This is a genomic window from Pseudoalteromonas sp. S554, assembly GCF_005930865.1.
In the GTDB taxonomy this organism is placed as follows: Bacteria; Pseudomonadota; Gammaproteobacteria; order Enterobacterales; family Alteromonadaceae; genus Pseudoalteromonas; species Pseudoalteromonas marina.
In genome coordinates, this window is the sequence record NZ_PNDV01000051.1 from 45,096 (window position 1) to 66,285 (window position 21,190).

Here is a 21,190-nt window from a genome sequence, read left to right on the forward strand (position 1 = left end):
GATTTTTACTAACTAAAGTGAGTTTACTATCAATAATAGTCCTGATGAGCCAATCAGTAACATATTTAAAAAGCTAAATGGCTTAATCAAACTTTCTATAAAATTATAAAAAATCGTTATAATTAATACACTTAACCCCATAAAACCACAAAACAGTAAAGCTCCATATCCTTGCTGCGTAACAACACAGAACAATAAACTTAGTAAAATACTGATCCAAGCAACTATTAGCAGCAAATTACTTTGCAGCTTAGAGGGACGCGTTGTAAACACCGTTTTAAAATGCGCTGGTTTTGCCAAAGCAAAACCATTAAAAGCAAGCAAACAGAGGCTAAAGCTAAGTAAATCAATCATGCTTTTTGCCTCTTTTTATTATTGGTTAGGTTATTAGCTGTTTTTTTAGATGCGCTAGAAGCAGTACGTAATTTTTCGGTTTGTACTAAAAACAATATGCTAAACAGTAAAAATACCGCATCGAAAATAAACAAGGCCCATTGTTTATTAAGTAAGTAGCTCACTATATTGCCCTGTGTAGTGAGCGCATTTATTGCCGGTACACTCAAACACGCGAGGGCATTTATGGCAGCCATTACACGCCATAGCAGCCTATCGCGCTTTAAAAGTGCCATAAGGGCAACCACTAACCATGCTAAAAAGAACGCTGTAACTTCTTTTTCACCACGCCCTGCTAAGGTTGGACTAAGTAATCTATTGGCAATAAAAAAAGCGCAAGTAGCCAGTGGTAAACCCATAATAGTGGCAAGGTTTAAACCTTCGACTAACTGTAAGCCATATGAGACTTTACCCTTATTACGCTCGCGTATGCGTTTAGCCCACATTATGCAGCCAGAGCCAATCATTACGCAGCCTGCAATACCGCCAAGTACGTATAACCAGCGCAGTAAAGGCGTAGCAAAGCGCCCTGTATGCATAGAGTTAAGTGATTCATAAAGTGCTTTACTACTGCTAAGTTCGTCATCAGTCTGTGCAACTAATTCGCCAGTAGCGCCACTAAACAAAAGCCGCGGAGATTGATCGCGAAGCGCCTTTGCAGGGCTCACCAATACCGTTACTGTTGAAGCGGCCATATTCGGTTTACTAACCTGAACACGCGTAATATCTGCGCTAGGCCACTTAGTATAAACTTGATCCAAAATAGTGTTTATAGGGAGCAAATCTGCACTGCCTTGGGCGTTATTAGTCACGTTATTGCTAGGTGTTACATCGTTAAAAAAGCCACGCATACCCTTGTCGTAGGTCGTTAACGCAGGGTAGGGGAACAACATAAATATAAGCGTAATAATGCCTGTGTAGGTAATCATTAAATGAAACGGCAAAGCAAGTACCGAGCTTAAATTATGCGCATCTAACCAGCTACGAGTCCCTTTATTGCGCCTAAAAGTAAACATATCTTTAAATATGCGCTTATGAATAACCACGCCCGAAATTATTGCCAGCAGCATAAAAAAGCTGGCAAAACACACCACCCAACGCCCTGTTATGGCATCTAAATAATAAAGCTGATAGTGCAACCTATAAAAAAAGTTACCGCCTTTGGTTTCAACAAATGCGGGCAGCGCTTGCATAGTGTTTGGGTTTAATTGGGTATTTACAAACTGGCTGCGGCGCTGTCCTGGCTCTTTAGGTTTTGCATAGCCATATACTAAATACGGTATTCGCTCTTCGGGCAAGGTAATACGCCAACTAGGGGAGTTTGCAGCGTGCTGATTTAAGTAATCAAAGCCCTTTATAATTTGCTGCCTTTGCGCGGCCACTCTGTCGGTTTGAGCTTGCACATTGTGAATAGCAGGTTGATTCCGAAGATTTATTTCGTCTCTAAAAAAACTCGCTGTGCCTGCAAAAAATATTACATAAATAATCCAACAGGTAAGTAAGCCCACCCAGGTATGCAGCCAGGTCATCGACCTAAAAAAGCTGTCTTTCATAGCCAACCCTTCAGTAAAGCCAATACAGCAACAAAAAAACCGGTACTTAGTAAAATACTGATCCATGCAGTTTTTAACGACTTAACCGAAAACGCATAAATAAACACACCGGCGTAAATTAAAATACTGATAGACACACACAGTAATACGGCATCTTGCTTAGGAATGGGCAGTAGCACACTTAATAATGAAATACACGCTGAGGTAAACGCATAGCCACCCACTATGGCAATAATAAAACGCAAAAATACTAGCACTCTATAGCTTTGGGCCACCTTTAAAAGCGCAGCTAGGTTAGTTTTTGTAAAAGGTGCTATGTGCAGAGGTGCCTGCATAGTTAACAAATCCCTTATTCAAATACGAGGATAAAAATAAGGGGTTATTATAAAGCTTACAAATACAAAAGATAGTGATTCTCATTTGTATATTATAGATAATTTTACATTAGTGGCTAGCATGTTGGTAAAATACTGATCTCTGCCGTTTTAGGGTTATTGCTTAGCTAATAACGAAGGTTTACAGTGGTCAATACTGGCAAGCCAAAGAGTAAATTTAAAATGAGCAACCACGAAAAACTAAATTATGTAGAGTTACCCGCGTGCGATTTAACAGCCACAAAAAGCTTTTTTACTAACGTGTTTAACTGGCAATTTACCGACTACGGCCCAGAGTATACGGCGTTTAGCGGCCAAGGACTTGATGGTGGCTTTTTTAAAGCACCGCTTAAATCACTTACTCAACATGGAGCCGCACTGCTGGTGTTTTACAGTAACGACATTCACGCAACCTATAAAAAAGTAGCGCAATATGGCGGCAAAATAGTAAAACCTATTTTTGAGTTCCCCGGTGGTTGCCGCTTTCATTTTACCGAGCCTAGTGGTAACGAATTTGCCGTATGGTCAGAAAAACAATAAATATATCAAGTGATTAGTTGTTATTTTTAGATGAGATCACGATTTTACCAACTAATAGCTAGTTTGAGTAAAATAAACCGATTTTTTACCAACTCATTAGGTCTAAATGGCCATTTAGAACAAAATTTAAGCATTTAAGGCCAAATTTATATGGTTCCCATCAATTTAATTGAGCAAGTTAGTAAATGCGTGATCTGTGAACCTCATTTACCGTTAGGTGCTCGCCCCGTTATACAATTTAATGCCAATGCGCGTATTTTAATTGCCGGCCAAGCACCGGGCATAAAAGTACACGAAACTGGCAAGCCCTTTAACGATGCTAGCGGAAACCGCCTACGCGAATGGCTTGGGCTAAGTGTTGATGAGTTTTATGACCCGCAAACAATAGCTATTTTACCTATGGGCTTTTGCTACCCAGGTAAAGGTAAGTCGGGCGACTTACCTCCGCGTAAAGAATGTGCACCCGCATGGAGAGCGCAATTACTGGCCGCTTTGCCAAATTTAGAGCTTACAATCGTGCTCGGTAAATACGCGCAGGCTTATCATTTACCGCATACTAAAAACAGGCCCTTAACCGAGTTAGTAAAATCGTGGCGTGAGTATTGGCCGGAGCATTTGGTGCTACCACACCCAAGCCCACGCAATAATATTTGGCTTAAAAAGAACCCATGGTTTGCAGAAGATGTACTGCCAGAACTTGCTGAGCGTGTTGCTAAAATATTAAACAAAGAGCCACAATGAATAGCTATAAATCAAACGGTTATATGCTTGTAAAGGGGCTTTACAGCGCCAACGAGCTAAATGTACGTCTTGCAAAACATAATAAACGGCCAAGCGATAACTTAACTACAGGTAAAACAATTAAGCTTAATGCGGGTGACTTACTGCTATTTTCAGCCAATATGATTCACCGAGGCTTATACGGCAAAAGCCGTTTAGCACTGGATATTATTTTTTGCGAAAATGCACCACAGCTTACCGCCTTTATCAATGCAGCAAACACTCCAAACTCGGCAATCGCTAATAAAACCGCTAATCCACAAGTATTTTTTAACCCACTTTAAACCCGCTATAACCCCATTTAACACAACACTTTTTCGCTTAACTATAAATATTACTAATAGTTTTGAATAAATAAACATCACTGTTATTTATTTTAAGACTCGTCAGTATGAAATAGACGCAAAATTATCCAATAAAAATAACCTCTATAATGGAGTTGCAGCTATGACAACTGAACACACACAATCACACACACGTTTAAAGCCTGCTTTATTAAAGCAAAAAGCACTGACTTTATTTACGCTCAGCGCATTAAGTGTGGGTATGGCACAAGCCGCCGAGAATAAAGTGAATAAAAGTGAGCTTGAAACCATTACCGTCACTTCGCAAAAGCGGGTGCAATCACTGCAAGATATTCCTACCTCTATTCAAGCGCTTTCTGGCGATTACCTCGAGCAAAACAGTGTTGACGATTTACTCGCCCTAAGCGAAAACCTACCTAACGTGCATATAACCGAAACCTCAAGCAGCAAACGTATTTTTGTACGCGGTATAGGCTCGGGTACTAACTCAGGCTTTGAGCAATCGGTTGCTATGTATAAAGATGGCGTGTATTTAGGGCGCGGGCATCAGGCTAAATTTCCATTTTTAGATATGCAGCGCCTTGAACTTATAAAAGGCCCGCAGTCGGTTATGTTTGGTAAAAACGCCACAGCAGGTGCCTTTAGTATGATCTCAAATTCGCCAACCGATGTACTTGAAGGCAACGTATCGGCAGAGTTTGGTTCTGATAACGAAAAGCGCTTTACAGGCGTTATAAATATTCCTATTAACGATGATTTAGCCATACGTATTGCCGCGTTTGACCACTCTGTTGATGGCTTTTTATATAACCAAGCGCGCCAAAGCGACGAGCAATCTAACGACTCATCAGGTGCGCGTTTATCAATAGATTGGCAAATAAACGATGATATAAACGTATTGTTTAAGTGGGAACACGGTGAGTTTGAATCGCATGGCTCGCGCTACCAATACATTATTGATACTCCCAACCGCGACTTACAAATAGCAAGCGATCCAACAAATCCGGGTAACGTGGGCTATCGCTCACTTTTACTAAGCGACAACTCAGGCCTTGATTACACAAGTTTGGTATCGGGCGATGGGCACCCAGGTGGGCTTAATGAGCAAAGTAAAACCACGCTTGATAACGCATCACTTAAATTAACCTATAACCATGGCGAATACGAATTTGCCTCTGTAACCACGTATAGCGAGTACGATTGGGATTCAACTTTTGATGCCGACTTTTCAGAAGTTCCGCTTATAAAACAAGACTACTTAGAAACCTATAACCAGTTTACGCAAGAGTTTAGAGTAAGCTCGCCAACAGGGCGCACGCTTGAATACGTAGCGGGCATTTTTTACATGAGCAGCGAACTGAAACACCCAAACGATATTTTATTTGGCGCATCGTTACTTATTCCTGATTTAGTGGGTACATCATTGGGCGTAAATGCGCTGTTTGATCAAGACCAACAAAGCTACTCAGCATTTACCGCCCTTACGTGGAATGTAAACGCGCAATGGCGCGCTAATTTTGGCTTGCGTTATCAAAAAGAAGAAAAAGAAGTAAGCAGCGTACAAAGTGTGTATAGCGTATTTGAGCCAAACACACCGCAAGCAGTACAACAATTTGCCAATGCCGCTGCGCCCACTATTGCAGGGCAGCTCTCAGGCGCGGGGGTACATAACCTTAACGCTAAGCGTGATGAATCGCACTTATCACCCAATATTAGTGTGCAATATTTAGGGTTTAACAACACCATGTTATTTGCAAGCGCTGGCATAGGCTACAAAGCCGGTGGTTTTGATGGCTCTGGCTTAAATGGCTCGCAAGGTAATACGGTTGATGAAAATTCAGGCTTTGAGTTTGACGACGAAAAAGCCACTAATTTTGAATTTGGTATTAAAGCCGAGCCAATTAAAAATACTCTACAAGTAAACGCTACACTGTTTTACACCCTGTACGATGACCTACAAGTATCTGAATTTAATGGTAATGCATTTGTAGTTAAAAATGCTGCCGAAACCAAAGTAAAAGGGATTGAGCTCGATTCGCGCTGGGCAATAAATCAAAGTTGGCAGCTATCGGCAAACCTTGCTGTGCTTGATTTTGAATACGAGCAATACGCCAGTGCCTCGCCAACAGTTATGCAAAGCGAACTACTTGGCCAAGCATTCCAAGATTTAACCGGGCAAACGGGCGCGTTTGCTCCCGATTACTCAGGCAATATAGCGATTGATTACAATACCGAGGTATTTTCTAATTTAACTTTAAGTAGCAATTTAGCGCTTAACTTTAGTGACGATTACTTTTTAGAGCAAGATCTTGACCCAATAGCCAAGCAAAGCGCTTTTGAAAAGCTAAATTTACGCATAGAACTAGGCAGCAGTGAAGGAGATTGGTCGGTGGCGTTATTGGCTAAAAACCTAACCGATAAGCAAACTTTTTCGCAGGCCAACGATGTGCCGGTAATTAGCTACGCACACCGTTTTTTATCAGAGCGTGGGCGTAGTTATCACGCACAATTTAATTATCGCTTTTAAGTTTGTCAGCAGGGATAAGTTGCTGGGCTAAACCTAGCAGCTTTTCTCGCATCCAACTATTTACTAAATCGTCGTCGGCTTGTTCGTGCCAATACATGTGGACGGGCATTAACGGCACATCAAACGGCAAGCTAGTTACATGCACAGGCATTTGCTCTTTTAATACCTGCGCGTATGCGTTTGGCATGGTCATTATCATGTCGCTTTGGCTAATCACTTTAGTCGCCGCAAAATAATGTTCACATTTAAGCACTACATTACGGGCAAGTGCATGCTTTGCCAGCGCCATATCAATAATATCTACCTGCGCACCTTTTAACGACACCAACGCATGCGATGCCTTTGCGTAACTTTGTACGGTTAAGTCATTTAATATGGGATGACCGTGCCTACAAATTAGCGAAAAATGCTCATTACAAATAAATGAATTTTTTATGTGGTTGCTCGTTGGGGTAAGCACATCAATGACTATGTCTAGCTCTTGGTTTTCGAGTGATTTTTCCATATCAACATGCGAAACCTGTCGGCTGTTAATTGTAATATTAGGAGTGTTTGTAAGTAGGTCGCTCATTAGTGGCGGAAAAAATATCGATTCTAAAATATCTCTAAAGCCAAATTTAATTTCCCGCTTAAAGGCAGCTATATCAAAAAGCCGCTCGTTGTTCATGGTTGCCTCTAATACCTGCACCGACTCAATCACTTGGGCTATTATTTTTTGGCAAAAAGGCGAGGGCACCATACGCCGACCATGGCGAATAAATAAGGGGTCGTCAAACTTATCTCTTAGGCGCGAAAGCGCATGGCTAACTGCTGGTTGCGTTAAATGCAGCTTATCTGCAGCACTGGTAATGCTCCCCTCTTGGTATACCGTTTTAAGTATTACAAACAGGTTTAAATCTATCTTTCCATGCATAGCATTTATGTTTAACCATTAATTAACATCACTTCTATTTATCTTAAGCGAGACTAAACTAAAGTCAATAGACTTTAATTTAGGATTATTATGAGCAATACACTAGAGCAGCAAGCCGCAAAAATGACCATAGGCAGCGATAAATTTAAACTTATTATGCCGCCTAAATTTAACACCCTAAACGAGCAACGCACCTACGAAAAACAGCGCCTAGCCGCGGGCTTTAGAGTATTTGCTATGTACGGTTTTGATGAAGGGCTTGCGGGGCACATAACACTTCGCGACTGCATAGAGCCCGATACATTTTGGGTAAACCCCGTAGGTATGCACTTTGCGCATATTAAAGCGTCAGATCTTATTCGGGTTGATCATAAAGGTAATATTATTGAAGGCAGCACACCGATTAATAATGCGGCGTTTGCTATACATTCACGTATACATATGGCGCGCCCCGACGTAAACGCAGTAGCCCATGCGCATACACGTTATGGCCGTGCGTTTTCAGCACTAGGTGAGTTACTTAAACCAATTTCGCAAGATGCTTGCGTATTTTACGAAAACCACAGTGTATTTGATGTATTTAGCGGCGTAGTAGCCGACAGCGAAGAGGGCGACATGATAGCTAAATCGCTGGCTGATCACTGCGCTGTTATTTTGCAAAACCATGGTTTACTTACCGCTGGTTGGTCGGTTGATGCCTCAGTTGCCAACTTTGTATTGCTAGATAGCTGCTGCCAAAGCCAGTTATTAGCACAAGCCGCAGGCGAGCCTAAGCTTATCTCACACGAGGTAGCACTACATACAAAACAAGCCAATGGCTCAGAGCTGGTTACATGGGGGAACTTTCAGCCCATGTATCAGGTCGTTGCTGCACAAGATAACAGCTTTTTAGATTAAAAAATGGCAATAACTTAGTTTTTGATAGACTAAATTTTACGCGGTAATGGCCCACCCCCCCAAAGCCGCATTAAACACCATGCACTCACACGCAAACACACATTATAAAAATACGTTGAGAGTTTTATGACTATAACAACAATTAAAAACCACGCCGATGTTGGCAATTTAAACCTTGCTGAAATATCACCAGCGCAACTTCCTCGCTCTACTTATCATGCCATTTTACAATCGGCCCAAAACTTTGGTGATACAACCGCTATTGAATACATTTTAGATGGCGACTGTATTAGCGAAGCGCAAATTCCGTTTGCAAAAAAGCTTATTCACCGCATTTTAATGACCTTTAAAGGCAAAAGCTTTGCTAATCCGCACCGTAAAATGAGTTACAAAGCGCTCGCAAAAAACGTAACAGGGCTTGGCAATGCATTGCACTCGTTGGGTATTACTAAAACCGAGGTAACCTCGCTGGTGTTACCTAACTTTCCAGAAACCTATGTATCGCTTTGGGCAGCAGAGGCCGCAGGCATTGCAAACCCCATAAACCCCTTGCTTGATGAGTCCATAATGAAAGAAATTATGATCTCAGCCAATACCAAAGTAATTATTGCCCTAGGCCCAGTGCCTGGTAGCGATATTTGGCAAAAAGTAATGGCAATTAAAGAGCATATACCCGGCCTAAAAGCGGTTATTAGCTTATTTGGTGACGACATAGCGTGCTCGAAAAATAATAAAGTACCCGTGTATGGGTTTAAAAAGTTACTGGCTGCGCAAAATACGCAAGCAGCTAATTTTACTTTGCCTGAGCAAAGCGATGTGTGCGCGTATTTTCATACGGGTGGTACCACCGGCCTACCAAAACTTGCAAAGCACTTGCACTTAAACCAGCTCACCAATGCAGGGCAGGTTAATTTACTTTCGCCAGTAAACGCAGGCGATACCATGCTAGTAGGCTTACCTATATTTCATGTAAATGCGGCGGTAGCCACGGGCATAGCCTCAGTTATGAAAGGCTGTAAAATTTTACTCGCAAGCCCATCTGGCTTTAGGGGTAAAAACATCATTCAAAACTTGCTCACCCTAATTAATAATTACGATGTAGCCGTTATGACCGCCGTACCTACGGTTTACGCTGCTATGGTTGAACAAATTACTTCGCAAAAAATTACTGTACCACCGCTTAAAATGAAGTTTGCCATTTGTGGGGCTGCGCCGCTTTCATCAGATTTACAAGCCCTGTTTACTAAACTCACCAATACCCCACTGGTAGAGGGTTATGGCTCAACTGAGGGCAGCTCGGTAAGTACGTTAATGCCTGTAAATCCAATTAATAAAGAGGCTTCTGTAGGACTACCAATACCGGGGATTACGCTTAAAATTGCCGATATAAACGAGCAAGGCACGCTTGTTAAAATGTGCGATACACTCGATGTTGGCGAAATAATAATAACCGGTAATAACGTATTTCCGGGTTACGTAGAAGATGCGCATAACCAAGGCGCATGGGTAGTTGATGAAAACGGCCAACAATATTTTAGAACAGGGGATTTAGGAAAAATAGATGAGAGCGGGTATGTATCGTTATGCGGTAGGCAAAAAGAGCTAATAATACGCGGCGGGCACAATATAGACCCCAAAATGATAGAAGATGCCGCAACCAGCCACCCCGATGTAACACTTGCAGCCGCCGTGCCACGCCCAGACAGCTACGCAGGCGAAGTGCCGGTACTTTACGTCATGCTAAGCCTACAGAGCACGCTTAAACTTGATGATCTCACCACATATGTTAGCGCCAACATACCTGAGCGAGCAGCAATACCAAAAGCTATTTATATAATTGACGAAATACCGCTTACTGCTGTAGGTAAAATTTATAAACCCGAACTGGTTTGCCTAGAAATAAAACAAACCATTACAGAGGCAATTAACGCGCATTTAAAAAACAAAGCCGTGCAAATAAACGTATTTGCTGATAAAAAGTTAGGCATAAAAGCAAATATTTTTGTGAATGAAAACGAAATAAACGAGTTACAGCCTCAAATAAAGGCGCTGTTAACCCCGTTTTCATTTAACTATGAAGTACTCGCTATAAAAACAATAACTAACGAGGTCGCCTAATTTGAATGCATCTTTTTTAACAGAAATAATATTACCCCTAGCCTTAGCGCTCATTATGTTTGGTATGGGTTTAGGCCTTACAACTACTGACTTTACAAGACTTTTTAAAAAGCCCATAGCAATTGCTATGGGCTTGGTAGGCCAAATTATCGCCATGCCGCTACTGGCTTTAGGTTTATGCTATTTACTTAATTTACCCACACCAATTGCAATAGGGTTAATGATTTTAGCCGCATGCCCTGGCGGTACTATGTCAAACGTAGTGAGCCAGCTAGCAAAGGCTAATTTAGCGCTTTCGGTAAGCTTAACCGCTGCCTCAACTGCTATTAGCATTATTACCACACCGTTTATTATTGGCTTTGCCATGCACCAATTTGCGCCGCAAGACGATGCCAGCTTTTCAATATTAACTACATCACTTGGGCTATTTGTAATCACCTTAGTGCCTGTAACCATAGGTATAAGCCTGCGCCATTTTAAAAGCGAATTTGCGATTAAAAGCGAGCCGTTTTTTAGGCGTTTTTCGTTATTTTTTATGCTCGCCATGATAGCCGCGCTAGTAATAAAAGAACGCGCCTTACTGGCAAGCTCGTTTAACGATGTGTTTTGGGCGTGTATAGCACTTAATATTGGTTCAATGATCATTGGCTTGCTAATAGCAAAGCTTTCAAAACTATCTTTAACTGATTCGCTAACACTTGGCATTGAAGTAGGGATTCAAAATGCATCGCTGGCTATTTTAATTGCTATAAGCTTTTTAAATAAGCCTGAGTATGCCGTAACTGGTGGTGTATATGGCCTTGCCATGTTTATTGGGCCACTGTTATTAATTGCTGGGCTTAAGTTTAAAAACAAACGCCTTGTAAACGCTTAAAAAATAATGCGAAGCGCCAAATTTTAGTTCACTAAGTTTGGCGCTTTTTTTTATAGCTATTAACGTTTAAAAATATGCTGCACTTGCCCACGTAACCATACTAAAGCGTCGTCTTTATCAGTACTTTGATGCCAGTATAAATGCTGATAAATAGCAGGCATAGTGGTGGGCACAGGCCTTGCTATTAGTGTGTCATCCAGCAATTGACTTGCAACCATTGAAGGCAAGGTAAGTAAAAAAGGCGCGTCTTTTATTACCTCTTTCGCGGCAAAATAATTTTGACAACGTATAGCTACCTGCCTATTAAAACTCAATTGCAACAACGCAATATCTTCAATAACAGTACCTGTTGCCCGGTTAGATACCGCCACATGCTTAGCCGCTAAATAATTGTCTATATTGAGTTGGTTTTTAAGCGGGTGGTTTTTTTTCATGAGTACACAAAAGTGATCACTTGAAAGAACAGCATGGCTAATGGGCGCTTTTATTGGCCGTGCTACATCAATTGCCATATCTATTTGATGATTAGCTAATTGCTTATGCATATCTTCACGGCTTAATTTTACGCTCGCTAAGCTTGCATTGGGAGCATGTTTTGCCAGTGCAAGTTGCAATTTAGGCAAAACAATAGGCTCTATTGCATCGTGCAGAGCTATTTTAAAGGTTTGCGCAGTGGTCGCTAAATTAAAGTCACCGCAGGCTTGTAGCACTTGGCGTAATTTTTCGAGTAAATCTATTAGCTCGGGTGCCATACGTTGGCACGCAGGGGTGGGCAGCATTAATTGCCCTTGGCGCTCAAATAACGGATCGTTTAATACAGTGCGCAAACGTTTTATAGCATGGCTAACTGCTGAGGGCGTTATGTACAGCACCTTTGCGGTTTCGCTCATGTTTTTTTCACGGTATAGGCATTCAAATATTTTAAGTAAATTTAAATCTAACTGTTGAATATTTTTAGCTTCTATCATTATTACCCGCCCATACTATGAATGTAATTCACACTTAACTGGTAATATATTTCATTTAATTCATTGGGGCGAATGTTTTATGCTGGGTTAACTAAAAAATAAACAGGCAACCCTAATGAACTTTGAGCCAAGCCAAAAAAGCCAAGACTACCTAAAGCGTGTAACTGCCTTTATGGATGAACACGTATTGCCTATTGAACAAGCAGTAGTTGCGCATAACCATGCTAAAAATAATTCAAACGATTGGACCACTTGGCAACTAAGTGAGCACATTGAGCCATTAAAAGCGAAAGCAAAAGCCGCTGGCCTGTGGAACTTATTTTTACCCGATGCAGAACTAGCACAAGGTTTAACCTGCTTAGAATACGCCCCTATTGCAGAGCAAATGGGTAAATGCTTATTTGCATCAGAAATATTTAATTGTAATGCCCCCGACACCGGCAATATGGAAGTGCTTTATCACTTTGCAAACGATGAGCAAAAACAGCAATGGTTAACCCCATTATTAAATGGCGATGTTCGCTCAGTATTTGCTATGACCGAGCCCGATGTCGCTTCATCAGATGCGACAAACATGCAAGCAACCATAGATGTTGATGGCGACGAGCTTATTTTAAATGGCAAAAAATGGTGGACCACCGGCCTTGGTCATCCTAATGCACAAGTGGCTATTTTTATGGGGCTTTCCAATCCCGAAAACGATAAACACAGCCAGCATTCAATGGTACTTGTGCCGCTAAACACACCCGGTGTAAACATTAAGCGTATGCTAAGTGCCTGTGGCGATTTTGATGCCCCCTACGGCCACGGCGAAATGGAATTTAATAACGTACGCGTACCAAAGAAAAACCTTATTTTAGGGTTAGGCAAAGGCTTTGCCATTGCACAGGGGCGCTTAGGGCCTGGGCGAATTCATCATTGTATGCGCGCAATTGGCGCAGCAGAGCGCTGTTTAGAGCTCATGATTAAACGAGGCCTGTCGCGCAGCGCTTTTGGTAAACCCTTACTTAAATTAGGCGGTAATTTAGAACGTGTAGCGCAAGCGCGTATGGCAATAGATCAAGCCCGCTTATTAACGCTGCACGCGGCATGGAAAATAGACACTCAAGGCGTTAAACATGCCATGACCGAAATATCGAGCATAAAAGTAGTCGTGCCTAATATGCTGCAAATGGTCTCAGATATGGCAATACAAGTGTTTGGTGGCGCTGGGGTGTCGAGCGACTTTCCTATTGCCTCGTTTAATGCAATGGGGCGTATTTTACGCCTTGCAGATGGCCCAGACGAAGTACACATGGGCATGGTTTCGCGCCTCGAACTTAACAAATACCGCTAAGGCAACACCATGAAAACACGACTAATAATAACAGGTGGAGCCACAGGACTGGGTAAAGCGTTAGCCCTGAGTTACGCAAGTAATTTGGGCGCTAACTTACAAATTTGTATTGCCGATATAAACGCCGAGCGTGCAGCCATAACCATTAGTGAGCTGCAAGCACTAAAAGCCGATGCTTTTTTTTACGCCTGCGATGTAACCAAGCAAGCAGATGTAAAGGGGCTTTACGATATTATCCAAACCAAGTGGCAGGGCGTAGATATTGTTATTAATAATGCAGGCGTAGCCACGGGTGGCTCGCTTGAGGGCGAATCGCTTGAGCAATGGCGGTGGATTATGGATATTAATTTGCTCTCTATGGTGCGGGTGTGCCAAACGTTTTACCCCGTATTTAAGCAACAAGGCGGTGGCTACTTTATTAATATAGCCTCACAAGCAGGGCTTACCCCTATTCCGTTTATGAGCAGTTATAACGCCGTAAAAGCAGCGGTTATTGGCTTTAGCGAAACCCTAAAGCTTGAACTCGCCCACGATAATATAGATGTAAGCGTAGTGTGCCCAAGCTTTTTTAAAACCAATCTTGATGAATCAATGCGCACTAGCGAGCCGGCCATGAAAACCATGCTTAACCGTGCCTTTGAGCGCTCTCCCATAAACGCAGAGCAAGTTGCCGATATTATTTATACGCAGTCACTTAAACGCCCATTTTTAATTTTGACCCATAAATTAGGTAAACAGGCCTTTTTAATGAAAAAACTACTCCCCGTTGAGTGGTACATTAAAAGCATGCTGAAAAAAACACGCTCTATGCAACGTTTAAAATCAAAATAATAAAGGCTAGCAATGAACACACAATTATTAGATCAAGCCAAAAACGTACGCCAAGGCGAAGAGCTCGACACACAAAAAGTAGATGCCTGGCTTAAGCAACACATTACACAATTAACTGGCGAGCCAAGTGTTACTCAATACGCAGGGGGGGCATCAAACTGGACCTACTGCTTAGAATACCCAGAGCAATCGCTTATTTTACGCCGTGCGCCCAAAGGCACCAAAGCCAAAGGCGCACACGATATGGGCCGCGAGTTTAAACTTCAGCAGGCACTAAAACCAGTTTACGGCTATGTGCCAAATATGGAGGCGTTTTGCGACGATGAAAACATACTCGGCACCGATTTTTACGTTATGGAAAAGCTTACGGGGATAATTCCGCGTAAAAATTTACCACGCGGATTAACCCCCACGCCCGAGCGCACTAAAAAGCTGTGCGAAAACGTACTCGACTGCCTAGTAGAATTACACAAAGTAGATTACAAACAGGCCAATTTAAGTCATTTAGGCAAAGGCGAAGGCTACACCCAGCGCCAAATTAGCGGCTGGAGCGAGCGCTTTACTAAAGCCAAAACTTGGAATGTACCCAGCGGTAAAAAAGTCATTAAGTGGCTTGAAAACAACATGCCAAGTAACGAGCGTATTTGTATAACACATAACGATTTTAGGTTTGATAACGTTGTGCTTGATGCAAACGACTACACCAACGTATTGGGTATTTTAGATTGGGAACTTGCCACCCTTGGCGACCCATTGATGGATTTGGGCAATACATTGGCTTACTGGGTAGAGCCAGGAGATGACTTTTTAGCCCAAGCCACGCGCCGTCAACCCACTCACTTAGAGGGTATGCTAACGCGCAAAGAAGTAGTGGCCTACTACTGTAAAAAAATGAATATAACCGTAGATGACTTTACCTTTTACGAAGTGTACGGGCTATTTAGGCTTGCCGGCATTGTGCAGCAAATTTATTACCGCTATCACCATGGGCAAACTAAAAACCCCGCCTTTAAACACTTTTGGGTGTTTGTACATTACCTTTTATGGCGCTGTAAAAAAGCCATTAATAACCAAGGTAAAGTCTAATGTGTATTTTATATTTAGTACGCCATGGGCAGGCCAGTTTTTCGGCTGATAATTACGATACGCTCTCAAGAAAAGGGCAACAGCAAGCCACACTACTGGCTGAATATTTAGCTCAAAAGCAGCTAACACCCGATGCTGTATTTGCAGGCACTATGCTGCGCCATAATCAAACCGCAGAGCTTAGTTTAGCAAGTGCTAATAATACGCCTGTGGTAATAAACGATGCGCGATTAAACGAATACGATCACGAGCATATTTTAGCCGTTTATAACCCACAGCTTGCCACCCCAAGCCAAGTTCGGGCGGTACTTAGCAAGCAAGCCGAGCCTATGGAATACTTTAAAACGGTATTTATTAGCGCCATACAGCAATGGGTACTCAATCCCGACAGCACTCAATATAACGAAAGCTTTAATGCATTTACTGCGCGTGTACTGGGCGCATTTGAACAAATAGCCAATGAAAACCACGGTAAAAAAGTACTTATTTACACCTCTGGCGGGCCTATTAGCATTATAACCAGCCATTTAATGGGGCTAAAGCTCGAGCGCTTTATTGATATTAATTGGAGCTTAGTAAACGCAGGCGTAACCAAAGTAGTGGCGCGCGGCAAAGGAAAAAATCAAAAATTAACGATAAGTAGTTTAAACGAGCATCACTTTTTAGAATGCCACCTACAACAAAAATTAATTACATACACCTAAGGATCTAATTATGCGCAAAAACATACTAATAACAGGTGCAAGTTCAGGCTTAGGCAAAGGCATGGCAAAGGAGTTTGCAAAACAAGGTTGTAATCTTGCTTTATGTGCTCGGCGCTTTGAGCTGTTAGAGCAGCTAAAAAGTGAGCTTGAACAAATAAACCCAAATATAACCATTAGCATAAAAGTGCTTGATGTTAACGATCACGAACAAGTATTTAGCGTATTTAATGCCTTTAAAGAAGAGCTAAACGGCCTTGATAGAGTAATTATAAATGCAGGGATGGGCAAGGGTTCTTCTATTGGTACGGGTTACTTTAATGCCAATAAACAAACCGCACAAACTAACTTTGTGGCCGCACTTGCGCAAGCTGAAGCCGCAATGGAAATTTTTAGAGCGCAAAACCATGGTCATTTAGTGACTATTTCATCTATTAGTGCTGTACGTGGTTTTAGGCGCGCCATGACCGTTTACGCTGCCACTAAAGCGGCTATTACCTCATTAAGTGAGGGCATACGCATAGATGTAATGCACACGCCTATAAAAGTAAGCTGTGTACATCCAGGTTTTATAAGAAGCGAAATAAACGAAAAAGTAAAAACAGTGCCGTTTATTGTTGATACCGAAACTGGCTGCAAAGCACTGGTAAAAGCAATAAATAAAGAAAAAGCCAACAGCTTTGTGCCAAGCTGGCCGTGGGCATTCCTGCATTGGATTTTACGCATAGCACCGCTGAGTACAATTCGTAAAATGTCTTGAGTGTTATAAATTTTAGGTATTAAAAAAGGTGGCAAATGCCACCTTTTTTAATTGTTTAATACTTATAAAAGTGCAAACAACTTTTTAAGCTGTGGCATGTATTCACTTACTAATGCTAAATTACTTTCGCTAACAAGTGACTCGGTTGTATCAGCAGCGCTTGACGCATTACCTAACGAACCCATTAACGATGTAGCGCCTTTATCTTTAGCGCTTTTCATGCTTTGAAAACCACCCATTAATTTGTTTGCTGTTTCTTTATTTTCATCAGACAAACCCGATTTAAGGTTTTCTATGTATGCCATAGACACTTCAGAACCCACGGTAATTAACTGCTCAGGCGTAAAGCCATAGCGAGTTGTTACGCTCGCAAAGCTTTTATACAGTGATTGCTCTTTAATCATATTGAGGGCTGTATTTGCAAGCGCGCCTTGCTCTGCTGTAGTTTGATCTGCGGTTGCACCTAGCATGCTGCCTAAGTCTACGTTTTTTAACGCGTCTTGAGAGCTCGCCCAGCTTGTTACAGCAGGTAAGGCTTTCATGTAGCTTTGTAAATCACCTTCGGTGATATCTTTAGCAAAACCAGAAAAGCTCATTGCTAACAAGCTCAGTGATACAAGTAATTTTTTCATGCAGGTACTTCCTATTATCGAAAATCGATTATTATATTAGGCCCGTATAAGGGCTGCGCAATTAAAAACTAAATAATTGCCTATGCCAATCTAAATTTATTTATTGGCGTAAATGCTTACTCAACTTTGCATTAACCGCCTATTTAGCTTATTCACCCTAAGTCAATGTACAAATGGTACAATGCATTTTTAACAACGGAAACTGAATGCAATGTTAACAATTTCAAATACAGTCACTATTGATGAGTGGGAATTAGAGCTCACCGCTATTCGTTCTCAAGGTGCCGGTGGCCAAAACGTTAACAAAGTCGCCAGCGCTATTCATTTACGTTTTGATATTAATCGCTCTAAATTACCAGACTTTTATAAAGAACGTTTACTTGCTTTAAACGATTCGAGGATCACTAAAGAGGGCGTTCTCATCATTAAAGCACAAAGCCACCGTACCCAAGAGCTTAACCGCGAAGACGCGTTAAAACGCTTAAAAGATCTCATATTAAGCGCTACCAAGGTCAATAAAGCCCGCCGTGCAACTAAACCAAGCCGTAATTCGCAGCGTAAACGCATGGATAAAAAAACTAAACACGGCCAAACAAAAGCATTGCGCGGTAATATTAAGTTTTAGCAATAAACCTAAATGGATGCGCCTAACTATATCAGTGCAAGGCGCATTACATATTAAAAGTTAAGTAGGTTAGCAGGAGAGTATTGGTCGGTTAGAATTTTGGTATTTTTAGGCCAATCTTGCTCATCTTGTGTGTACTGCATGTAATTGCTTATGGCGTTTATATCTACATCATATTTTTTAAGCTTGGGCCCAAGCGCTTTAACACGTTCGTTAAGTTGAGCCTTAGTTGGCATAGCTTTAAAACCCGCTAAAATAATACGGTTGCTTCGATTAGCGCGGCTTACGTTAATAAAATCGCCAAACACGCTATGGTAAGTTGCCGACTCGTGCTCGTATAGTTTACTACTCGAAAATGTATTCGCAGCAACTACGCCGCCATCAGCCAACACACCTTTAACCTCTTCAAAAAACTCTTTGGTTAACAGGTGCTCAGGAATGTAGTCACCGTTAAACGCATCAAGAATGATCCAATCGTACTTTTTCTTTTTAATAGCCGCGCGTTTAATAAAAATACGGCCATCTTGAACACTAGATGTCACTTTATCGTTTTCAATAAAGCTAAAGTAGTCGCGAGCCACACTCAATACAGCGGGGTCTATTTCTACATTGTGTATTTTAGCCGCAGGGTATAACTCATGAATAACATTCGACAATGTGCCTCCCCCAAGCCCAATAATTAATACATTTTTAGGGTTTTCGGTTACTAATAAACTCGCAAAAGTAAGCTTTGTGTAGTTGAAAACGAGCTTGTCGGGGTCGTTTTTGTACATGCAACTTTGACTTGTTTGGCTACTTTTAGTGTTAAATTTTAAGCAGCGTAAATCGCGAGTTTCATCAACAATAATATTGCGATATAAAGAGCGCTCTTCGTGAATAACATTAGCTAAAGCAGCGCCTGAAAACACACTAAGTGCTAAAAATACATATTTAAGCATGCGCAAGCTCCTTATTATTAGCAACACTGTTTACAGCAATTGCAACAACACCTAGCACACCCAACGTAGTAGCAAAGGCACTAATAATGGTGTTTACATCAAACGCGAGTACAAAGTAAAAAGAGGTAATAATAGTGCCCAAGGCACTGCCAAGCGTGCTTACAAAATACAAAATACCTGCAACTTGGCCGCTTCTTTCGCTGTCGGTAACCAGCAACCTTACTGAGTACGGCGAAATCATACCTAATATAATGGTTGGAATAAAAAACAACGCAGTAGAAGCGAGTAACGAGCCATAACGGCTATCTTCAATATGGGTAAAAATAAATTCCATTATGGGCTCAGCAAACAACGTAATAGGCACAACCATAATGCTCGCAACTAAAAATATTAATCCGTATTTAGTCAGCGACGCATTTTTTGTACTTAGCTTACCGCCAAGCAAGTAACCAAACGACAAGCTAAGCATAAACACAGTAATAATACTGCCCCAAATATGTACACTACTGCCGAAGTAAGGCGCTAAAATACGCCCTCCTAATAGCTCAATCCCCATAATGCAAAAGCCACTGCAAAAGGCTAAAAAGTAAATCAAAGCGTTTGTTTTTAAAGTCATGTTTTTATCGTTATGTAACTATAAGTAGAGCACCATATTAACGTGATGCCACCAGAGTCGCTAGTGTAATAATTAGCCGTTTGTAGGAATAAAAAAAGTATTGCTTATTAATTTATTGCGCTATCATTTTTGTTATAATATAACACAATTTACTTTGTTGTATTGTCGGTTAATTGTACTTGTACCATTTCGCTTGATTAAGTGATCTACTTAAGTGTGGAAAAACGTGTTGATAGCCAGCCAAAATATTTGTTATTTAGTTGCTCTCGGCAATTTCTCCTGCTTTGCTCTACCTTCTGCATCTGTGCAGTCGTAAATAAGAGTTTTTTTACGCAGGTATTTCCACCTTTAGCCCCGCAAAGTAATTAAGTATTATTGCGGGTTAGTATTTTTAACCACCTTGCTATTTTGTAATGTAGTTTTCACCCTAAAGCGCTTTAGTGTAGTGGCTAAAGCGCTTTTTATAACGAATACATAAGTTTATTAAGCCACCCATCGGCCTTCGATGGTTTATAAATTAACACAATGTCTTCACTGTAATGACTGTTAACCCCCTTTACAGTTAATTTTGTAAACCCTAAATCATCAATCACAAAATTTGCTAAATACGCCAACGCCAAACCATTTTGTACTACCTCTATTAGTGCACTGTAATCGCTACATCTAAATACAATATTGCGCGGTGCAATATCGTCTTGCCAGCCGTCGGAGCCTATTCCTTGCTCAAGGCCGCACAGGGGTGAAAACAAAGGGCATGCAAAAGCTGCGTGCAGTAATTGATTTTTATTAAGCGTTAAAGAGCCAGTTTGTACTAGCTGATGATCAGCAGCTCCAGCCACACTAAACCCAGTATTAAATACATCAACCGCTACTAAATTAGTATGTGAGCTGTTTTTTAATGCCTCGCGAGTTACTAGCGCAATATGCGCAGCGCCTGATGCAACTTGGCTTATAGCTTCACCTTCAAATACATTATTAATACGTACCGAACAAGGCAGGTTGCCAAGAGGGATAAGTAACTTTTTTAAACCACTTTTAAGTAAAATTGCAGGGCCTGCAATAACTGCATTAAATTTATGATTATCGCTTTTAAAACGGCTAGTAAGCTGCTGGTAATTATGAACTAAATCGCTACTGTGCTTAACAAACTCTTTGCCTTTATCATTAAGTACTAAAGTTTTGCCCACACGATTAAACAGCTCAGTGGCTAAGTTTGCCTCAACCTTTTTTAGCGTTTTAGACAGCGCCCCAGGAGTAATATTAAAATGCTTAGCGGTTGTGTGCAGGTTTTGCGAACTCGCCATATGAATTACTTTTTCAATGTCATCTAAATGCATAGCACCAAACCGTATTGATTAATAGGAAACAACTAACAACTTATTATCGATTATTTATATATAAAAATCAGCTTATAGTGGCGCTA

At 41.3% G+C, this 21,190-nt stretch carries 22 protein-coding genes; 13 read left to right on the forward strand and 9 right to left on the reverse strand.

Features of this window, described 5'->3' with window-relative positions; genetic code table 11:
* Positions 1-12 precede the first annotated feature (12 nt).
* The 3 genes from CWB65_RS12395 to CWB65_RS12405 are packed head-to-tail and all read right to left on the reverse strand — an operon-like array spanning position 13 to position 2,281.
* A complete protein-coding gene (locus CWB65_RS12395; RefSeq protein ID WP_138740696.1) occupies positions 13-354 on the reverse strand; it encodes a DUF3325 domain-containing protein in 342 nt (113 codons plus the stop codon).
* Positions 351-1,946 carry a PepSY-associated TM helix domain-containing protein gene (locus CWB65_RS12400; protein WP_138740697.1) on the reverse strand — a complete coding sequence of 532 codons (1,596 nt, stop codon included), beginning with the start codon at positions 1,944-1,946 and terminating at the stop codon, positions 351-353. Before CWB65_RS12400 ends, CWB65_RS12395 begins: the two co-directional genes overlap by 4 nt.
* Entirely contained in the window at positions 1,943-2,281 is a 339-nt protein-coding gene (locus tag CWB65_RS12405; protein ID WP_138740698.1) for a hypothetical protein, read from the reverse strand. Before CWB65_RS12405 ends, CWB65_RS12400 begins: the two co-directional genes overlap by 4 nt.
* Positions 2,282-2,503: 222 nt before the next feature.
* Between CWB65_RS12405 and CWB65_RS12410 the strand changes: the two genes are divergently transcribed.
* The 4 genes from CWB65_RS12410 to CWB65_RS12425 all read left to right on the forward strand — a co-directional run bounded on the left by CWB65_RS12410 (position 2,504) and on the right by CWB65_RS12425 (position 6,472).
* Entirely contained in the window at positions 2,504-2,860 is a 357-nt protein-coding gene (locus CWB65_RS12410) for a VOC family protein (protein WP_058429424.1), read from the forward strand.
* A gap of 150 nt (positions 2,861-3,010) precedes the next feature.
* Positions 3,011-3,601: a uracil-DNA glycosylase family protein gene (locus CWB65_RS12415; RefSeq protein ID WP_138740699.1), complete on the forward strand. Its 591-nt coding sequence runs from the start codon at positions 3,011-3,013 to the stop codon at positions 3,599-3,601.
* Positions 3,598-3,924: a phytanoyl-CoA dioxygenase gene (locus CWB65_RS12420; RefSeq protein ID WP_138740700.1), complete on the forward strand. Its 327-nt coding sequence runs from the start codon at positions 3,598-3,600 to the stop codon at positions 3,922-3,924. Before CWB65_RS12415 ends, CWB65_RS12420 begins: the two co-directional genes overlap by 4 nt.
* Before the next feature lie 163 nt (positions 3,925-4,087).
* Entirely contained in the window at positions 4,088-6,472 is a 2,385-nt protein-coding gene (locus CWB65_RS12425; protein WP_138740701.1) for a TonB-dependent receptor, read from the forward strand.
* On the opposite strand, the gene CWB65_RS12430 is transcribed toward CWB65_RS12425, so the two are convergent.
* Positions 6,456-7,385, reverse strand: a complete 930-nt coding sequence (locus tag CWB65_RS12430; RefSeq protein ID WP_138740702.1) for a LysR family transcriptional regulator — start codon at positions 7,383-7,385, stop codon at positions 6,456-6,458. The genes CWB65_RS12425 and CWB65_RS12430 overlap by 17 nt on opposite strands.
* 90 nt (positions 7,386-7,475) lie before the next feature.
* On the opposite strand from CWB65_RS12430, the gene CWB65_RS12435 reads away from it, so the two are divergent.
* The 3 genes from CWB65_RS12435 to CWB65_RS12445 all read left to right on the forward strand — a co-directional run bounded on the left by CWB65_RS12435 (position 7,476) and on the right by CWB65_RS12445 (position 11,274).
* Positions 7,476-8,282: a class II aldolase/adducin family protein gene (locus CWB65_RS12435; RefSeq protein ID WP_138740703.1), complete on the forward strand. Its 807-nt coding sequence runs from the start codon at positions 7,476-7,478 to the stop codon at positions 8,280-8,282.
* Between the two features lie 126 nt (positions 8,283-8,408).
* Positions 8,409-10,400 (forward strand): AMP-binding protein, encoded by a 1,992-nt coding sequence (locus tag CWB65_RS12440; protein WP_138740704.1) that lies wholly within the window; start codon positions 8,409-8,411, stop codon positions 10,398-10,400.
* A 1-nt stretch (position 10,401) separates the two neighbouring features.
* Positions 10,402-11,274, forward strand: a complete 873-nt coding sequence (locus tag CWB65_RS12445; protein WP_138740705.1) for a bile acid:sodium symporter family protein — start codon at positions 10,402-10,404, stop codon at positions 11,272-11,274.
* Between the two features lie 59 nt (positions 11,275-11,333).
* Here CWB65_RS12445 and CWB65_RS12450 read toward each other — a convergent pair whose 3' ends face one another.
* Positions 11,334-12,242, reverse strand: a complete 909-nt coding sequence (locus CWB65_RS12450) for a LysR family transcriptional regulator (protein WP_138740706.1) — start codon at positions 12,240-12,242, stop codon at positions 11,334-11,336.
* A gap of 115 nt (positions 12,243-12,357) precedes the next feature.
* On the opposite strand from CWB65_RS12450, the gene CWB65_RS12455 reads away from it, so the two are divergent.
* From CWB65_RS12455 to CWB65_RS12475, 5 genes are read left to right on the forward strand one after another with little or no spacing between them, the layout of a single operon-like run.
* Positions 12,358-13,578 (forward strand): acyl-CoA dehydrogenase family protein, encoded by a 1,221-nt coding sequence (locus tag CWB65_RS12455; RefSeq protein ID WP_138740707.1) that lies wholly within the window; start codon positions 12,358-12,360, stop codon positions 13,576-13,578.
* A gap of 9 nt (positions 13,579-13,587) precedes the next feature.
* Positions 13,588-14,409, forward strand: a complete 822-nt coding sequence (locus tag CWB65_RS12460; protein ID WP_138740708.1) for an SDR family oxidoreductase — start codon at positions 13,588-13,590, stop codon at positions 14,407-14,409.
* A 12-nt stretch (positions 14,410-14,421) separates the two neighbouring features.
* Positions 14,422-15,495 (forward strand): phosphotransferase family protein, encoded by a 1,074-nt coding sequence (locus CWB65_RS12465; protein ID WP_058429324.1) that lies wholly within the window; start codon positions 14,422-14,424, stop codon positions 15,493-15,495.
* A complete protein-coding gene (locus CWB65_RS12470) occupies positions 15,495-16,199 on the forward strand; it encodes a histidine phosphatase family protein (RefSeq protein WP_138740709.1) in 705 nt (234 codons plus the stop codon). The genes CWB65_RS12465 and CWB65_RS12470 overlap by 1 nt, the downstream gene beginning before the upstream one ends.
* Before the next feature lie 10 nt (positions 16,200-16,209).
* Positions 16,210-16,956, forward strand: coding sequence for an SDR family oxidoreductase (locus CWB65_RS12475; protein ID WP_171047588.1), 747 nt, complete (start codon positions 16,210-16,212; stop codon positions 16,954-16,956).
* Positions 16,957-17,018: 62 nt separating this feature from the next.
* Here CWB65_RS12475 and CWB65_RS12480 read toward each other — a convergent pair whose 3' ends face one another.
* Positions 17,019-17,588: a hypothetical protein gene (locus tag CWB65_RS12480; RefSeq protein ID WP_006793277.1), complete on the reverse strand. Its 570-nt coding sequence runs from the start codon at positions 17,586-17,588 to the stop codon at positions 17,019-17,021.
* Positions 17,589-17,799: 211 nt separating this feature from the next.
* Here CWB65_RS12480 and arfB point away from each other — a divergent pair, with 211 nt between their 5' ends.
* A complete protein-coding gene (arfB, locus tag CWB65_RS12485; RefSeq protein WP_006793276.1) occupies positions 17,800-18,213 on the forward strand; it encodes an alternative ribosome rescue aminoacyl-tRNA hydrolase ArfB in 414 nt (137 codons plus the stop codon).
* A gap of 53 nt (positions 18,214-18,266) precedes the next feature.
* On the opposite strand, the gene CWB65_RS12490 is transcribed toward arfB, so the two are convergent.
* The 3 genes from CWB65_RS12490 to CWB65_RS12500 form a co-directional block, all read right to left on the reverse strand.
* On the reverse strand, positions 18,267-19,151 hold the full coding sequence (locus CWB65_RS12490) for a spermidine synthase (protein WP_138740711.1): 885 nt from the start codon (positions 19,149-19,151) through the stop codon (positions 18,267-18,269).
* Positions 19,144-19,767: a fused MFS/spermidine synthase gene (locus tag CWB65_RS12495; protein WP_039037322.1), complete on the reverse strand. Its 624-nt coding sequence runs from the start codon at positions 19,765-19,767 to the stop codon at positions 19,144-19,146. The genes CWB65_RS12490 and CWB65_RS12495 overlap by 8 nt, the downstream gene beginning before the upstream one ends.
* Before the next feature lie 461 nt (positions 19,768-20,228).
* Entirely contained in the window at positions 20,229-21,104 is an 876-nt protein-coding gene (locus CWB65_RS12500) for a LysR substrate-binding domain-containing protein (protein ID WP_138740712.1), read from the reverse strand.
* Positions 21,105-21,190 lie beyond the last annotated feature (86 nt).

Coding starts and splice junctions, on each gene's coding strand:
- CWB65_RS12430 (WP_138740702.1), bottom strand. CDS start 7,385: ATGCATGGAAAGATAGATTTAAACCTGTTTGTAATACTTAAAACGGTA.
- CWB65_RS12465 (WP_058429324.1), top strand. CDS start 14,422: ATGAACACACAATTATTAGATCAAGCCAAAAACGTACGCCAAGGCGAA.
- CWB65_RS12395 (WP_138740696.1), bottom strand. CDS start 354: ATGATTGATTTACTTAGCTTTAGCCTCTGTTTGCTTGCTTTTAATGGT.
- CWB65_RS12420 (WP_138740700.1), top strand. CDS start 3,598: ATGAATAGCTATAAATCAAACGGTTATATGCTTGTAAAGGGGCTTTAC.
- CWB65_RS12400 (WP_138740697.1), bottom strand. CDS start 1,946: ATGAAAGACAGCTTTTTTAGGTCGATGACCTGGCTGCATACCTGGGTG.
- CWB65_RS12500 (WP_138740712.1), bottom strand. CDS start 21,104: ATGCATTTAGATGACATTGAAAAAGTAATTCATATGGCGAGTTCGCAA.
- CWB65_RS12415 (WP_138740699.1), top strand. CDS start 3,011: ATGGTTCCCATCAATTTAATTGAGCAAGTTAGTAAATGCGTGATCTGT.
- CWB65_RS12450 (WP_138740706.1), bottom strand. CDS start 12,242: ATGATAGAAGCTAAAAATATTCAACAGTTAGATTTAAATTTACTTAAA.
- arfB (WP_006793276.1), top strand. CDS start 17,800: ATGTTAACAATTTCAAATACAGTCACTATTGATGAGTGGGAATTAGAG.
- CWB65_RS12480 (WP_006793277.1), bottom strand. CDS start 17,588: ATGAAAAAATTACTTGTATCACTGAGCTTGTTAGCAATGAGCTTTTCT.
- CWB65_RS12425 (WP_138740701.1), top strand. CDS start 4,088: ATGACAACTGAACACACACAATCACACACACGTTTAAAGCCTGCTTTA.
- CWB65_RS12405 (WP_138740698.1), bottom strand. CDS start 2,281: ATGCAGGCACCTCTGCACATAGCACCTTTTACAAAAACTAACCTAGCT.
- CWB65_RS12495 (WP_039037322.1), bottom strand. CDS start 19,767: ATGACTTTAAAAACAAACGCTTTGATTTACTTTTTAGCCTTTTGCAGT.
- CWB65_RS12470 (WP_138740709.1), top strand. CDS start 15,495: ATGTGTATTTTATATTTAGTACGCCATGGGCAGGCCAGTTTTTCGGCT.
- CWB65_RS12475 (WP_171047588.1), top strand. CDS start 16,210: ATGCGCAAAAACATACTAATAACAGGTGCAAGTTCAGGCTTAGGCAAA.
- CWB65_RS12460 (WP_138740708.1), top strand. CDS start 13,588: ATGAAAACACGACTAATAATAACAGGTGGAGCCACAGGACTGGGTAAA.
- CWB65_RS12455 (WP_138740707.1), top strand. CDS start 12,358: ATGAACTTTGAGCCAAGCCAAAAAAGCCAAGACTACCTAAAGCGTGTA.
- CWB65_RS12435 (WP_138740703.1), top strand. CDS start 7,476: ATGAGCAATACACTAGAGCAGCAAGCCGCAAAAATGACCATAGGCAGC.
- CWB65_RS12490 (WP_138740711.1), bottom strand. CDS start 19,151: ATGCTTAAATATGTATTTTTAGCACTTAGTGTGTTTTCAGGCGCTGCT.
- CWB65_RS12440 (WP_138740704.1), top strand. CDS start 8,409: ATGACTATAACAACAATTAAAAACCACGCCGATGTTGGCAATTTAAAC.
- CWB65_RS12410 (WP_058429424.1), top strand. CDS start 2,504: ATGAGCAACCACGAAAAACTAAATTATGTAGAGTTACCCGCGTGCGAT.